The organism is Desulfonema magnum, from assembly GCF_017377395.1.
In the GTDB taxonomy this organism is placed as follows: Bacteria; Desulfobacterota; Desulfobacteria; order Desulfobacterales; family 4be13; genus Desulfonema_C; species Desulfonema_C magnum.
Genome location: NZ_CP061800.1, coordinates 4,045,490 through 4,060,121, shown reverse-complemented (window position 1 = coordinate 4,060,121; position 14,632 = coordinate 4,045,490). Strand labels below are relative to the sequence as shown.

Genomic DNA, 14,632 nt, shown 5'->3' with positions numbered 1-14,632 from the left:
TGAAAGTTTTGCTATTTTTTCCTAACACTTAACACTTAACACCTAACACTCTCACATAAAATAGGATAAAAGAATGGATCGAATATCACCAAAACTATGGAAAGGCTGTCTGGTCACATTGCCTCCCGTGGGCAGCGGTGTTAGTCTGGGTAATGCTGTGCCAAGAGGGGTTATTTTTCAATTCAATCCGGAATCTCTTGAACATTCAATGACAGCCAGGATAACTGAAAAACCGCCGATTCAATTTAAAGATTTCCCTGAAGAAGAAGTTGTATTGGAGGCACATTTTGATGCCACAGACGATATGGCGGACAGCGATACAATTCCAACCGGGCTTGGGATTTCTCGTGAGTTGGCTGCTTTGGAGCTGATGCTTTATCCCGGAGTGCTTTCAGTAATAAGAGGCATGGCTTTATCAAACACGGGAACGATTGAAATAAGCGAACTTTCTGTTCCGCTGACCTTATTCATATGGGGCGTAAAATGGATCGTTCCGGTGCAGATTACTGACGTGACGATAACAGAGAAAGCCTTCAATGAAAACCTGGTTCCTATTCGCGCCGAGGCTACGATAACTTTTAAAGTTTTATCTTATGGCGATTTTAAGAGTTTTAAGAACCTTGGTTTTATGACATTTCTTACGCATCATTCATACAAGGAACTCCTAAGTGGTTATAATTTAGAAAACTTTCGTAATATGTCCAAGTATTGGCACAAACCTCCATTGCAATTCGGGTAGAAAGCAAAAGTCATATTGTCTGTAAATCTCCCGAATTCAGATACATTTATTTAAAGGTATTATGCTCATTCAGATTTTGAGAGAGTTCAAGATGAACACGGCTGTCCGAGGAAAATTTTATCTGATAACATATTTATTTTGACGTGAAAAATATATTTTAAAAAGCCGGGTTTTTTATATGAGAACCTTTTCATGCCGGGGGGCGAAAAACCCGGCTTTTTTATGAATATTCTATTTTTTCAAAGGTTAGCAAATTTTGAAAACCCGGGTTTTTTATATGAGAACCTTTTCATGCCGGGGGGCGAAAAACCCGGCTTTTTTATGAATATTCTATTTTTTCAAAGGTTAGAAAAGTGAGAATACAAAACCATGTTTGAACATGACAGCAGATATTACAACTTGGAAACAGCAACGCTCAAGACGGCGGACGGCGGAATTGTGTCATACAAAAGGCGGCGATTTCTGCCCCGGGCCGAAGCGTTGCAGACGATGGCGGAGGAGACCGTAACCGAAGGTGATCGTCTGGATCTTATCGCTGCGAGATTTTTGGGTGATCCCATGCGCTTTTGGCAGATTTGCGATGCAAATAATGCAATGAATCCCTTTGAACTTACAAGCGAAATCGGAAGGAAAATCAGAATCGGCTCCCCGAAAATCGGGCTTGACATAACTGGAAATCAGGCAGATTTAACGAGATAACCTACAGAAAATTTAAAAGACAATACTAAATAAGCGTATGCTGGGTTTTAATCTGACAATACTTATGGGACCGAAGGTTCCGATTCCGGCCATTCAGCCTCTTATGGAGACGTTTGAAAGCGCCGAGGTGACATGCCGAGATGACGGACGCTCCGGTTTCCAGATCAATTTTAAAGCGATACGCGACCCTTTGCTCGGTCCGCTTGATTATTCATTTCATTTGAATCCGCAAACTCGGGTGTTTAACCGGGTGATCCTAATAACGACAATTATGGCGATCCCCTATGTGCTGATGGATGGCATTATTACCAACCGCCAGTTGTCTCCTGGTGCCAATGGCGGAAGCGACATGGTTACAATCACAGGCGAAGACGTGAGCGTTATGATGGATCTGGAAGAAAAGACCATGGAGCATCCGGGACAGACGGAAAATGTCATTGCCGCCAAAATAATCGCGATGTATTCGCAATACGGACTGATTCCCACAGTGATTCCTCCCCCAGTCGCGGATGTTCCTGTTCCTACAGAGCGGACACCGGTGCAGCGCGGAACTGATCTGGCGTATCTGCGGGACATGGCCGCGCGTTACGGATATGTATTCTATATTGAATCAGGCCCTGTCCCGGGATCGAACATCGCTTACTGGGGACCTCCCAAACGCCTTGGATTGCCGCAATCCGCAATAACATATAACATGGGAGCGGCCAGCAATGTCGAAACAATCAGCTTTGAGCATGACGCGCTTGCACCTGAGCTGGTTGATGGCAGGCTGCAAGATGGCAGGACAAACATCAAGCTGCCTGTGATGACCCTGGCAGCCATGCAAACTCCCCTGGCAAGAGAGCAAAGCCTGGCAATGAATATGTTGAATGCCAGAAAAATTTTGCCTGACAATGCAGGGGGGTTGAACATTCAAGCGGCCATGGCAAGAGCCCAGGGTGCAACAAACAAATCGGTCGGAGATACGGTTACAGCCAGAGGAACAATTGATGCGATCAAATACGGCAAACCACTTAAAGCTCGGAGCATTGTCGGGGTTCGCGGCGTTGGAGAAACTTACGACGGCATGTATTATGTCAAAGAGGTGACACATGGGATACAAAAGGGTTCATACAAGCAGAATTTTACGCTGACGAGAGAAGGAACAGGGGCGCTGTCGCCAGTTGTGAGAGTTTGAAGTGCCGGAAGTAAGTAAAGTGCCTAAAGTGAACTGAAGTGCCTGAAGTGCCTGAAGTGCCTGAAGTGAGCTAAAGTGAGCTAAAGTGAGCTTAAAGTTAAGGTAACTTATAAATGATTATGGCCTTACGGTCACAACGAAGCAAGGAGGTTTTCTCACTCACTTCCAGCACTTTAGTTCACTTCAGACACTTCAGCTCACTTCAGGCACTTTAGTTCATTTCAGGCACTTTAGTTCATTTCAGACACTTCAGCTCACTTCAGTTCACTTTTAAGAGAATCAGGTTTGACATGGAAAAATATTTTGGAAAATATCGCGGCAAGGTGACAAATAATAATGATCCCATGCAGCTGGGCAGAGTGCAGGTGGAGGTTCCCTCGGTTCTGGGAGACGGCCGTTTAAGCTGGGCCATGCCGTGTGTGCCGTATGCTGGCATGCAGGTAGGTTTTTTTGCGATTCCTCCGATAAACGCAAATATCTGGGTGGAATTTGAAGGGGGAGATATTGACTATCCCATATGGAGTGGCTGCTTCTGGGGAACAGGCGAGGTTCCGGCAAAACCTGCTGTGGAGCAGATAAAGGTTTTTAAAACTCAGTCCGTATCCATTACGCTAAATGACATGCCCGGGGCAGGGGGAGCAATCCTGGAGGTAAATCCTCCGGGGGTATCCGCACCGCTTAAAATGACGTTCAATTCCGCTGGCATCGAAATTGACTGCAACCCTGCCAATGTCAAACTGACTCCCAAAGGTATAGAACTGAGCATACCTCCCACGACCATCAGAATGGACCCCTCGAACCTCGAAGCAGAAAGCCCGCCCGCATCCATAAAACTTTCTGCATCAGGTGTTGAAGCCACAAATGGGCCGGCAGCCCTGAAACTTAACGGGCCAAAGGTGGATATAAATAATGGAGCTGTGGAAGTTGTCTGAAGTGACTAAAGTGATCTAAAGTGACTAAAGTGACCAAAGTGATTAAAGTGACCAAAGTGAGCTAAATTTATATATAATAAAAGCGTGATACAATATCCTGATGACACTTCATAAATGGTATATGATACATTTTTCGGGATAGGAAATCCTCACACAGAAGAAGAATATGACAGAATTGTCGAATTATTGGATAGTCTGACAGATGAAGTGGGAGAAGATGAAAATCATCCGTTAGTATCATTTATGGAAATTTCAGGTATATTGGTTGAAAAGTGTGAAGATGAAAATATTCCTGAAATTACAGAACGGTAAACACACCTGGCCCGGCACTCCGGCGAACAATTTGGGGCTTCTGCCAGCTCTCCACGGAACTGCTCACATCCGTTATGAGTTATGATGAGATACTCACAGATTATTCCCATCTTACGGGAGAGGCATAAGTACCTGTGCAAAAGTTTTTTATATATCTTTTTTTCTGCGAACCGCGGAGAAACCCGGCTTTTTCCTTTACGGGTGGCGGGTTATTCCAGGAAAAAAAGCCGGGTTTCTTCCCGGGCAAATATAAAAAATTTTTGCTCAGGTACTTATATGCCCGTCTCAGATATGCAGCCAGTTCTCTGAAAAACGAAATATATCTTGAACCGGAAGCCGCATGATGAAATTCTGATGTCTGAAAATGCTGGCGGATGAAGAACATCTCACCGAGAGCGGTGTCCTTTCTCAGAGGGAAAGGAACAGGTGTGACTGACGCAAAGGAAAGAAAATGGCACGCCAGAGAGGACGAATATCTTCTGGAAAAGGCATGTTCGGAGTGCTGTTTTATCCTCACCCACGATTTTGATTTTGGAACTCTCGCTTTAGCTCATTTGAAAAAAGGATAACCTTATATGCATATAGCATTTCCATTTAAAATAAACGGCCGCGGACGGACAGCGAAGGTGGAAACTGATGAACACATCCGGCAGATGATCGAGCAGGTTCTTTTTACTTCGCCCGGAGAACGCGTAAACCGTCCGGATTTTGGAACAGGGATTTCAAATCTTATATTCGCCTCTATAGGAGATGAGATCATAGCTGCCACCAAGTTTATGGTTCAGGGGGCGTTGCAGCAGCATCTGAGTGATGTCATACTGGTGCAGGATATTCATGTTGAAAGCGAAGATGCAGCGCTGAGGGTTGCTGTGCAGTATGTCGCTATTAAAAGCGGGCAGCAGAGGGTTGCCATGTTTGAGAGGAAACTGCCTGAAGTGAGCGAAGTGAGCTAAAGTAAACTGAAGTGCCTGAAGTGAACTAAAGTGGCTGAAGTGCCTGAACTTTCGGGGGACTTATTGATAACATACACTCTTAACTGCTGATATTATAAAAAATGAATGAGATTATAGCAACTAATTTTGCAGAGACTATGAATTCGTTGGCTATTACTCGCCGTCGCGGGGCTGTTAGCCGCCACCCGGAACAGATGGGGATTGATTATGTCAATGTAAAAAAGGACGGCGATGGTTATAAGCTGTTTTTATATTTTATCCCTTCGGCATCGGACTTGCCCGACAGGAAGACGGTTCCTGATGCAGTTACTCCGGCAAGCATCCGTATATCAGACTACGGAGAAAACAAGGCATCATCTGATATTCTGGTAAGGGATGTGGTGAATGGAAAATGGGAAAGGAGCATAGAACCAGTCATAGATTCGGCCCTTAATCTGGATGGAAAAACAAAGATAAACTGCGGGAACAAAATAAATTTGGCGGATAAAAGCTTTACCGTGGAGTTCTGGGCAAGGCGGGAGTCTGCCGGAAAGCACCATATTATTATCGGACAGGGACCGCCTGCAAAAAATGCTGCTTTAAAAATTGGGTTCAAAGATACGGGCTGTTTTACTTTTGGATTCTCCGGCGATGATCTGGATACGGAAAACACCTGGTCAGATACGGACTGGCATCACTGGGCATGTGTGTATGAAGCAGCGCCCAAAAGACAAACTATATACAGAGACGGAAAAATAGCTGCCAGACGCTATACATCGGATCATTATCATGGATGCGGATATTTATATCTGGGTTCTGGTTCCTCTGGCGGGCTTTTTTTCAACGCTATCATTGAGGAAGCGCCGGAAACTGTGCGAATCTGGAACAGGGCGCGCACAAGACCGGTCAGCAATGGTTTCTTATCACATACAGACGACTTTTTTCACGGGGCCGTCGCAGATATCCGCATCTGGAACAAAGCCAGGACGCAAGATGGGATCATTGCCGATATGTACCACAGGCTCACAGGCAGAGAAGCTCGCCTGATGGCTTATTGGATGCTGCCCGCCAGAAACTTAGATTTATCAAAATTCGGAAAAGCGGTATTCGGTTCAGGTAAATGGTTTGACAGTAAAGAAATAACTGTGGCCGATATAAGTAAAAACGGCAATAGCTTCAAATGCCCGAAGTCTTTTTTATGTCGGATGGATCAGCCGCCGCTTCCCCAGGGTTATATCGTGAAGCAGGAAGGCTCCCGGGTGGACCTCTACCAAGAGGAAGATGTGCTGACCATCGCCGTAAGCAGAGAAAACCAGATAGCTCAGGAAAAGGAGGGTTGCAAATACAGACTGGAGCTTCCTGAGATAACGAATCTTGATCCGTTTTTTTCGCAGATTACGTTTGATTTGAATGAGGAAAGCGAGTTTGATCCTGAGCCTCCTCCCCGGGTTGAGCCAAAAAAAGGAATATCGCCGGATATTGACTACCTGACAAAAGACTACGAGAGTTTCCGCAAACTGATGTTCTACAGGATGTCCGCGCTCGCGCCGAACTGGACAGAGCGCAACCCTGCGGATATGGGCGTGGCAATAACAGAGGTTCTTGCTTACATGGCTGATCATCTCAGCTACTTCCAGGATGCAGTTTCCACCGAAGCATATTTGGGAACTGCCAGACGGAGGGTTTCTCTGGCACGCCATGCCCGTCTGATAGACTATCGTATGCATGAGGGATGCAACGCACGCGTCTGGGTTCAGGTAGAAGTGGAAAGCGATACAGAACTTGAAAAAGGCACGGTTTTGATCACAAAAACACCCGGCAGGGATGTATGTGTTTCCAATGACACTTTTATCGAAGAAATGCTCCCAACAGGCCCGAAGATTTTTGAAACCATGCATCCTGTCAGCTTGTTCAAAGATCATAACCGACTTTCTTTTTATACATGGGGCGGCAATATCACGCGTCTTCGCAAAGGTGCCATACAGGCTGCGTTAAGTGGAAATTTTCCGAATTTGCAGGCCGGCGACGTACTGATTTTTGAAGAAGTAAAAGGTGTGCTGACAGGGCTGAAAGAGGATGCGGAGCCAAACCGACGGCACGCGGTACGTCTCACAAAAGTGAGGCTTTCCTCCGATCTGATGGGAGGCGCGGACGGAGAACCTGCCCATATTACGAATATTCAATGGGCTGAGGCAGATGCACTTCCCTTTGATTTTTATATTGCCTCGGCATTTGAAGGAACGGAAATCAGTGACATCACCACGGCCTTGGGAAATGTTGTTCTGGCGGACCACGGAAGAACCATCAGGGGGGAATCTCTGCCTGAAGTTCCGCCAACTGGCAAATATCGCCCTCAGCTTGAACGCATCAATCTGACATGCTCTGTTCCATATGATCATTTTTCAGCAAGGCAGTTGTCTGCTCAAGAAACCCTTGATCAGAATCCCCGCACAGCAGGACCGCTCATCTGGCTGACAGAACAAGACACTGAAGAAGCATGGACAGCCCAAAACGACTTTTTTAATTGTGACCGTTTTGTCAGGGGTTTTGTGGCGGAGACCGAAAACGACCGGCGTGTCTTTCTCCGTTTCGGAGATGGAAGCCATGGGAAAATCCCCTTGCCAGCAACTTGTTTTAGCGCAGCATACCGCATTGGCAATGGTTCCGCCGGTAACATTGGGAGAGACGCCATCGCCCACGTCATAACGGCCGAAAAAGCAATTATCCGTGTTCGGAATCCCCTGTCCGCATACGGCGGAACAGACCCCGAAAAGATGAATCAGGTGCGATTGCAGGCTCCCCAGGCCTTCCGCACACAGGAACGCTGCATAACTCCGGAGGACTATGTCCGGAAAATTGAATCTCATCCGGAGGTGCAGAGGGCTGCTGCCAGTGTACGCTGGACAGGTTCATGGCATACTGTTTTTATTGCTGTGGATCGTGTGGGAGATAATCCTTCTGATGCCGAGTTTTGCAAGCGTCTGAGCGCTTTTATGAAAAGATTCCGCATCGTGGGAGCGGATATGAGAATCGAACCGCCGCGCTTTGTGCCTTTGGATATTGCCATGACAGTAAGCGTTTTGCCCGGATACTTTCCTGGCACAGTGGAAAAGTCGCTTGAAGAAAAATTCAGCAATGTGGAATTCTCTGACGGCAGGCTCGGGCTTTTTCATCCGGATAATTTTTCTTTTGGTCAGTCTGTGTATCTGAGTCATCTCATGACAGAGGCGGGAAAGGTTCCGGGCGTGGGAGAGATCAGATTTACAAGATTTCAACGATGGGACCGCCCCTCGGGCGATGAAATAGAAGAAGGTGAGATTGCTGTCGGCCCCCTCGAAATTGTTCGTCTGGATAATAATATCGAAGCCCCGGGAAACGGGAGAATTTTGTTTGAAATGTCTGAAGTGAGCTAACAGGGAGGAGCAATGCCACAAAGACACGAAGAAAAACTTCGTGAGACTTCGTGTCTTGGTGCCTTCGTGGCATTATAAATTGCAGAACACGGAGGAGCAATGCCACAAAGACACGAAGAGAAACTTCGTGAGACTTCGTGTCTTGGTGCCTTCGTGGCATTATAAATTGCAGAACACGGAGGAGCAATGCCACAAAGACACGAAGAGAAACTTCGTGAGACTTCGTGTCTTGGTGCCTTCGTGGCATTATAAATTGCAGAACACGGAGGAGCAATGCCACAAAGACACGAAGAGAAACTTCGTGAGACTTCGTGTCTTGGTGCCTTCGTGGCATTATAAATTGCAGAACACGGAGGAGCAATGTCACAAAGACACGAAGAGAAACTTCGTGAGACTTCGTGTCTTGGTGCCTTCGTGGCATTATAAATTGCAGAACACGGAGGAGCAATGCCACAAAGACACGAAGAGAAACTTCGTGAGACTTCGTGTCTTGGTGCCTTCGTGGCATTATAAATTGCAGAACACGGAGGAGCAATGTCACAAAGACACGAAGAAAAACTTCGTGAGACTTCGTGTCTTGGTGCCTTCGTGGCATTATAAATTGCAGAACACGGAGGAGCAATGCCACAAAGAGAAACTTCGTGAGACTTCGTGTCTTGGTGCCTTCGTGGCATTATAAATTTGCACATAGCGTGAACTAAAGTTTTTGGGGACAAAAATGTCATCATCAAATTATAATCCACCGGGCTTGTCTGAGCTTTCCTACAGGGTGGGAACTCATCCTGAGTTTTTTGAAAGAATGCTCGGGGGACTCAGGAAAGAGGCTGTCATTACAGGGGATGGTCAGAAATACCGCCCCCTTGAAACTTTGAGAACAAGGGATAAGGATGATCCCTTTATCGCTCTTGTTGATGCGTGGGCAATGACACTGGATGTGCTGACGTTTTATCAGGAACGTATCGTTAACGAGGGATATCTGAGAACAGCAACGGAGCGGCGGTCGGTGATGGAACTGGCGCGGACCGTGGGGTACGAACTCTCTCCGGGTATGGCTTCGGCAGCTTATCTCGCGTTTATCGTGAATGATGCTCCAGGCTCTCCGCGTGAAGTGAGAATACCTGCCGGAACCAAAGTGATGAGCGTTCCAAAACACAGGGATGCCATGCCTCTGATCTTTGAGACTGAAAAGGCGTTTACGGCCCGCCTGGAATGGAATGATATTAAACCAGCAAAGATTGAGTCTGTCCCCGCATCTATTCATGTCATAGCAGACGAAGACGGAGACGGAGGTGTTTCCGGGGATGGCGATGATTTCGCTCTGCGGGATCAGTTGGAACTGACCCCGGAGCAGCAGGCGGTTTCCCAGGCTGACAGCGGCATAGCGTCTTTTCAATCACCTGATTTCTCTGATAATGCCGATAAAACCGGACGCGGCAGGACATCTCAGCCTTCGACCGCTTCTCTTCGGATCAAGGGCGTGAACAGCGGCTTACGCAAGGGAGATGTTGTCCTTGTCAGAGGAGGCGGAAGAAGAAGCGGGTGGTACATCGGTATTGTGCTTGATGCGGAATCAAAGCATGAAAAAGACCATACGCTGGTGCGCTGGATGGTTCCCCCGGGGAAATCTGCGGTTCCGTCCAATCCTCAGATTTACGCACTCAGAAAACGGGCATCCCTGTTCGGACACAATGCCGCGGACTGGAATGAACTGTCCAATAAAAAAAAGCTGGGGTATATGCTTAATACAGATGTCAAAGCAGTGGCGATTCATAATGGCGTGCTGTTTGCCGGAGTTTCCCGCGGGCGCATTTTTCGCAACACCGGCGGTGCTGAGTGGAAAGAGGCGGCGAATTTGAATATTCCTTCCGCCATAACATCATTGGCTTCCGGAAGAGATGGGAAATTTGCAGCGGGTACGGCCGGACACGGCGTTTTTATCTCCGGAGATAATGGGAACTCCTGGAATGAATTTAATGACGGGCTGACCAACCTGAATGTGGAGTCTCTCAAATATGATGAGCTGGGCAGTCTGTTTGCCGAAACTGCATCCGGAAAGTTCAATTGTTTTAGTGCCGAGGCCATAGAGGCGATGAAAAAAGCCGCGGAAGCCAAACAAATTTCGGAGGACTTTAAAGAAACATCCGAATATGAACAGACGTGGAGGGATGCTGGTTCAGGTGCAAAAATGAACGGTTCTTTTTATAAGCCCAAACTTGAGGATGGCTATGTGTGCCTTGGTCATGTCGCGACAGGTTCGCATGAAGAACCCAAGTTTTCAGTTCTTATTGCAAAAGCCGACAGTTCCTTTATTGCAAAACCATCAGGTTATGAGAAGATATGGGACGATGGGGGCTCAGGCGCGGATGATGATTTCAGTTGCTGGAAGCCCATCCCGCCCCAAGGATACAGGGCCATAGGGCTTGCCACAGTCGGCAGCCATGACAAAAAACCTTCATCAGACGCGGTTTATTGTGTGAAAGAATCATTAACCACTGAAGCGTCTGTTGGCAGTTTAATCTGGAACGACTCAGGCTCAGGCGCAGACAAAAATTTTAGCGCATGGTCCGTGGGCAGCAACGGATTTTTTGCCGCTCATGCCAGCCATTCAAAACTCTCAGGCACATTTTATCAAAAAATTGAAAGCGCAGAATCAGATACCTCAGCACAGATTCCCGAGTCAAGCGGCACATGGACAAAAGAGGGTGAAAGTCAGGGGGACAGCGGCTCTTCCGGTCAGGACGCGGACAGCATTGAAAAACTTCTTGCCGGTCATTTGCTCGATGACTGGTATAATTACAAAATCAAAGACAAAAAATTTCTTGATTTTGACAGCGACTATTCCGATATTGTGGCCGGCAGTTACGCGGTCTTAATCAGAGACGGTGTGGAACCTGTTCTGACATACATAAAGCGTGTTTCCACCGTGTTCCGAAGGAACTACGGCGTTTCAGGAAAAGTCACCCGGATTGAAATCAATGCTGACAGCGATTTCAACCCGGATATCTTCAATTTGCGGGATACGGTTCTTTACGCCAAAAGTGAACACCTCGAACCGGACACAACCGACCCGTCCGTGAAAGACGCGGCCGCGTCCAAATATACACTGACGGAGAAGGCATTAGAAGAATTATCAGATATTCCAAACATAGAAAAATTGAGGGATCGGGAATTTGACGAATCCATTTTAGACTCGGCAGATTTTACCGCAAACAAAGACCGGATTCTGAACTACGCTGAGAAAACAGTGATAAGGCTGAGTTTCGACAAAAAACTCGGACTGACTCCAGGACAGGCCATTGCTTTTACAGGAAATAATATAAAAAATGAAAAAATCGGAGAAATAGCCATCGTCCAAAAGGTGATTGAAGATGAGGAGCAAACCTTATTGGAGTTCGAAGAACCTTTAAAAAACGATTATGTTTACGGAACACTGTCCATTAACGCCAACGTGGTTCTCGCCACCCACGGTGAAACAATTGACAATGAGGTGCTGGGCAGCGGCGACGCAACTGTGACCAATCAGCGTTTTATGCTGAAAAGAAAACCGCTTACATACATAATCGCCGAAAAAAGCACGCTGGAGATATGGGTGAACGGTGTACGCTGGAACGAAACAGCTTCCCTGTATGATTCAGATGAAAACAGCAAAACTTACATGGTTCGCATAGATGAAAGCGGCAACGCTGTGGTCATATTCGGCGATGGGAAACACGGTGCCAGGCTGCCCAGTGGAGAGGAAAATATTACCGCAACATACAGAATCGGTCTGGGCAGTGAAGATATGCCAGAGGCAAACAGCCTGATTTTACTGACAGCTCCGCCCTTGGGAATCCTAAAGGTGAGCAATCCTGTTCCTGCAACCGGAGGCGCGGACCCGGAAAACCATGAACAGACCCGTATTCGCCTCCCGCTCATTGAAGCTCCCCATGATCGTATCGTTTCCCTTGGGGATTATGAAAACTTTGCAGCCACGTTTCCCGGCGTGGCAAAGGCACAGGCAACCAGATTTCGAGTAAAAAACCGCTTTCTCGTGCATATCACACTTGCCGGAGAAAAGGGCAGGGAGATTCCCAATAACTCAAAAATTGCTCAGACGTTGTTCGATGCAATCAAAAACAGACATATTTACGGACAGGCAGTAAAGCTTCAGTCATATAAGCCGCTCCGTTTCGGACTGGAGGCCGATATTTTTTTCGATACGAATCACAGGGAAGAAAAAGTGGAAGAGAGGGTTCGGGCCGCTTTGCTTGACGCTTTTTCTTTTGAAAACCAAAAATTCGGTCAGAAAGTGACCAAATCCGATGCTGTTCCGGTTATTCAGAATACGCCCGGAGTCGTGTATGTGGTTTTCAAAGGGTTTATAATGGAGCATCAAAAAGAAGCCCGTTCTCTGGAAGCCCTGAAAGCCCACTGGGACTATGAAAAAGATAAAGTCCTGCCTGCTGAGATGCTGCTGATTGATCCTGAAAAAATGCTTTTGAATATAAAAAAATGACTAAAGTGGGCTAATGTGCTTGAAGTTAAGCATTTGATATTCATTATAATGGATAATAAAGATTTTGTTAAAAAGGGTGGTGTTCTAAAATTGGATTTGATTCAATATTTACTAAATTGATTCAAAGAGTTATAAAGTTGATCTCCAGTTTTGGGGCACTACCAAACAAACAATATATCAGAGTGATTCTTAACATTTGATTTATCAACAAATTTGGCTAGCCATCTAAAATTATAAGGCATGAGGAATAATATGTCAAAATTGTTCAAATCTGGTGGTAGCGGATATAAAATACTTAGGATACATCAGGAAAAAACTGAATCGCTTGTAAATCAGGGGTTATACAGTTATGGAAAGTTAAAGAAAAAAAAGAGGAAAAATATTAAGGAAAATATTAATATTACGCGACTCAATAAAAAGAGGGAAAAGGAAGCTATAAATTTAACTAAAAGATTGTATTTACAGGTATATACATCCAGATTTATCATCAAAGAAATTGAAGCTAGGGATTATTCAAAAGATGGAATATTAAGGCATTCTCGAAAAAGTGTTATGTCTGTACTATGGGATTTATTTCGTAAATATGGATCACCTATTATTATTTAATGAAACAAATCGAATTTTATAACAAATGGTTATGTGAGGCATTCCGGTTTCAACGAAGGAAACAGGGGAGTAAAACAAAGGCAGCGAAGCAATCCGGTTTGGAAAAAATAACCCGGTATTGTAGCGAATGGCCTGTTGAGTTAGCTGCGAAGCGGATCGGCAATTCCGTATGTCGCTGGATTGGTGATGTTTTCGATCTGCTGATATTTGAAAAGTCGCCGGAAATCGGTCCTCATGCTCGTCCGGGATTGACAAATTCCGGACGTTTCCGGTGGATTTTAAAGTTTTAAATTCATAAACAAAGTCAAATGGATATATTTGAAGAAATACTTGCAAGATTTAAAAGTGGTGAATATGCTGTTAGCGATCATGCCATTATTGAGGGTAGGAAAGATGGTATTGATCCAAAAACAATTAAGAAACTTGAATATGTAGCCATAAATGGAAAAATAATCGAAGAGTATCCGGAACGTAAAAGAATCCTGATATATTCGGAAATTGAAGAAGATAATCTGCCTGTTCATATTGTAGTTGATTATTCTGATTTGGAGGAGCCCGTCATAGTCACAAGTTACGTTCCCGACAGCAAATATTGGATTAAATATCAAATACGGAAGAAATAGTGTGAAATTATGACATTTTTAAGAAAAAGAAATTGTCCGGAATGCGGTGCGGAAATGCAACCTCAGCTTATCAACATTCTATACAAAAGAGAAAAATGCGAAACCCAAATTGACGTTATAGGAATTCCTGCCAATGTTTGTACAAAATGTTTTTACAGAATAATTCCAAGTAAAATTGCAAAATATATTGATTCAATAATAGATCCGATTTTTGACGCTGAATCCATGCAACAGGATAAAGTTCTGCCTGCTCCTCATGTTGGCATACAATTTCCTCCAGTTGAAAGAGAACTCTATTGCTGACTTTAAAAACATACCGCAATTAGAGGTGGGTGACAAGTCGTTGCACCGGACAGTAGCCACAGGGAGGGTGGAGCGCAGCGTAACCCACCACCAAGGCGAGGTTATTTTTCTCTTTTGCCGGACGGGGTTTGCAACCTCGTCCGGGATGTTTCAACACGGCGGACAAACGTTTCGGACGGGGTTGGTTTTGAATATGAGGGAGACCAAAGTGAACTAAAAAAAGTCGTCGGAATCCGTCCCCATGCTCGTCCGGGATTGACAAATCCCGGACATTTCCGGCGGATTTCCCAATCCCCCGGGAGCTTTTCGGGGGATATTTCATGCTCGTCCGGGATTGACAAATCCCGGACATTTCCGGCGGATTTTCCAATCTGCCTGGAGCTTTTCGAGGCGTTTTTCGT

General features: G+C 45.7%; 13 protein-coding genes. All 13 read left to right on the top strand.

Features of this window, described 5'->3' with window-relative positions:
- Positions 1 to 73 precede the first annotated feature (73 nt).
- The 13 genes from dnm_RS15755 (at position 74) to dnm_RS15695 (ending at position 14,231) form a co-directional block, all read left to right on the top strand.
- Positions 74 to 739 carry a CIS tube protein gene (locus tag dnm_RS15755; protein ID WP_207677876.1) on the top strand — a complete coding sequence of 222 codons (666 nt, stop codon included), beginning with the start codon at positions 74 to 76 and terminating at the stop codon, positions 737 to 739.
- A gap of 369 nt (positions 740 to 1,108) precedes the next feature.
- Entirely contained in the window at positions 1,109 to 1,438 is a 330-nt protein-coding gene (locus dnm_RS15750; RefSeq protein ID WP_207677875.1) for a LysM peptidoglycan-binding domain-containing protein, read from the top strand.
- A 64-nt stretch (positions 1,439 to 1,502) separates the two neighbouring features.
- Complete coding sequence (locus dnm_RS15745; RefSeq protein ID WP_207677874.1) at positions 1,503 to 2,615, top strand: hypothetical protein; 1,113 nt, start codon at positions 1,503 to 1,505, stop codon at positions 2,613 to 2,615.
- 290 nt (positions 2,616 to 2,905) lie between these two features.
- Complete coding sequence (locus tag dnm_RS15740; protein WP_207677873.1) at positions 2,906 to 3,547, top strand: phage baseplate assembly protein V; 642 nt, start codon at positions 2,906 to 2,908, stop codon at positions 3,545 to 3,547.
- Between the two features lie 114 nt (positions 3,548 to 3,661).
- Positions 3,662 to 3,859, top strand: coding sequence for a hypothetical protein (locus dnm_RS15735; RefSeq protein WP_207677872.1), 198 nt, complete (start codon positions 3,662 to 3,664; stop codon positions 3,857 to 3,859).
- A gap of 374 nt (positions 3,860 to 4,233) precedes the next feature.
- Entirely contained in the window at positions 4,234 to 4,428 is a 195-nt protein-coding gene (locus dnm_RS15730; RefSeq protein WP_207677871.1) for a DUF5615 family PIN-like protein, read from the top strand.
- 6 nt (positions 4,429 to 4,434) lie between these two features.
- Positions 4,435 to 4,812, top strand: a complete 378-nt coding sequence (locus dnm_RS15725; RefSeq protein ID WP_207677870.1) for a GPW/gp25 family protein — start codon at positions 4,435 to 4,437, stop codon at positions 4,810 to 4,812.
- 101 nt (positions 4,813 to 4,913) lie between these two features.
- Positions 4,914 to 8,204 (top strand): LamG-like jellyroll fold domain-containing protein, encoded by a 3,291-nt coding sequence (locus tag dnm_RS15720; RefSeq protein ID WP_207677869.1) that lies wholly within the window; start codon positions 4,914 to 4,916, stop codon positions 8,202 to 8,204.
- A gap of 40 nt (positions 8,205 to 8,244) precedes the next feature.
- Positions 8,245 to 8,883: a hypothetical protein gene (locus tag dnm_RS15715; protein WP_207677868.1), complete on the top strand. Its 639-nt coding sequence runs from the start codon at positions 8,245 to 8,247 to the stop codon at positions 8,881 to 8,883.
- A 39-nt stretch (positions 8,884 to 8,922) separates the two neighbouring features.
- Positions 8,923 to 12,699 carry a putative baseplate assembly protein gene (locus dnm_RS15710; RefSeq protein WP_207677867.1) on the top strand — a complete coding sequence of 1,259 codons (3,777 nt, stop codon included), beginning with the start codon at positions 8,923 to 8,925 and terminating at the stop codon, positions 12,697 to 12,699.
- Between the two features lie 252 nt (positions 12,700 to 12,951).
- Positions 12,952 to 13,305 (top strand): hypothetical protein, encoded by a 354-nt coding sequence (locus tag dnm_RS15705; protein WP_207677866.1) that lies wholly within the window; start codon positions 12,952 to 12,954, stop codon positions 13,303 to 13,305.
- 308 nt (positions 13,306 to 13,613) lie between these two features.
- Positions 13,614 to 13,928 (top strand): DUF4258 domain-containing protein, encoded by a 315-nt coding sequence (locus tag dnm_RS15700; RefSeq protein ID WP_207677865.1) that lies wholly within the window; start codon positions 13,614 to 13,616, stop codon positions 13,926 to 13,928.
- Between the two features lie 9 nt (positions 13,929 to 13,937).
- Positions 13,938 to 14,231 carry a hypothetical protein gene (locus tag dnm_RS15695; RefSeq protein WP_207677864.1) on the top strand — a complete coding sequence of 98 codons (294 nt, stop codon included), beginning with the start codon at positions 13,938 to 13,940 and terminating at the stop codon, positions 14,229 to 14,231.
- Positions 14,232 to 14,632: the final 401 nt, after the last annotated feature.

Coding starts and splice junctions, on each gene's coding strand:
- dnm_RS15755 (WP_207677876.1), top strand. CDS start 74: ATGGATCGAATATCACCAAAACTATGGAAAGGCTGTCTGGTCACATTG.
- dnm_RS15750 (WP_207677875.1), top strand. CDS start 1,109: ATGTTTGAACATGACAGCAGATATTACAACTTGGAAACAGCAACGCTC.
- dnm_RS15745 (WP_207677874.1), top strand. CDS start 1,503: ATGGGACCGAAGGTTCCGATTCCGGCCATTCAGCCTCTTATGGAGACG.
- dnm_RS15740 (WP_207677873.1), top strand. CDS start 2,906: ATGGAAAAATATTTTGGAAAATATCGCGGCAAGGTGACAAATAATAAT.
- dnm_RS15735 (WP_207677872.1), top strand. CDS start 3,662: ATGGTATATGATACATTTTTCGGGATAGGAAATCCTCACACAGAAGAA.
- dnm_RS15730 (WP_207677871.1), top strand. CDS start 4,234: ATGAAGAACATCTCACCGAGAGCGGTGTCCTTTCTCAGAGGGAAAGGA.
- dnm_RS15725 (WP_207677870.1), top strand. CDS start 4,435: ATGCATATAGCATTTCCATTTAAAATAAACGGCCGCGGACGGACAGCG.
- dnm_RS15720 (WP_207677869.1), top strand. CDS start 4,914: ATGAATGAGATTATAGCAACTAATTTTGCAGAGACTATGAATTCGTTG.
- dnm_RS15710 (WP_207677867.1), top strand. CDS start 8,923: ATGTCATCATCAAATTATAATCCACCGGGCTTGTCTGAGCTTTCCTAC.
- dnm_RS15705 (WP_207677866.1), top strand. CDS start 12,952: ATGTCAAAATTGTTCAAATCTGGTGGTAGCGGATATAAAATACTTAGG.
- dnm_RS15700 (WP_207677865.1), top strand. CDS start 13,614: ATGGATATATTTGAAGAAATACTTGCAAGATTTAAAAGTGGTGAATAT.
- dnm_RS15695 (WP_207677864.1), top strand. CDS start 13,938: ATGACATTTTTAAGAAAAAGAAATTGTCCGGAATGCGGTGCGGAAATG.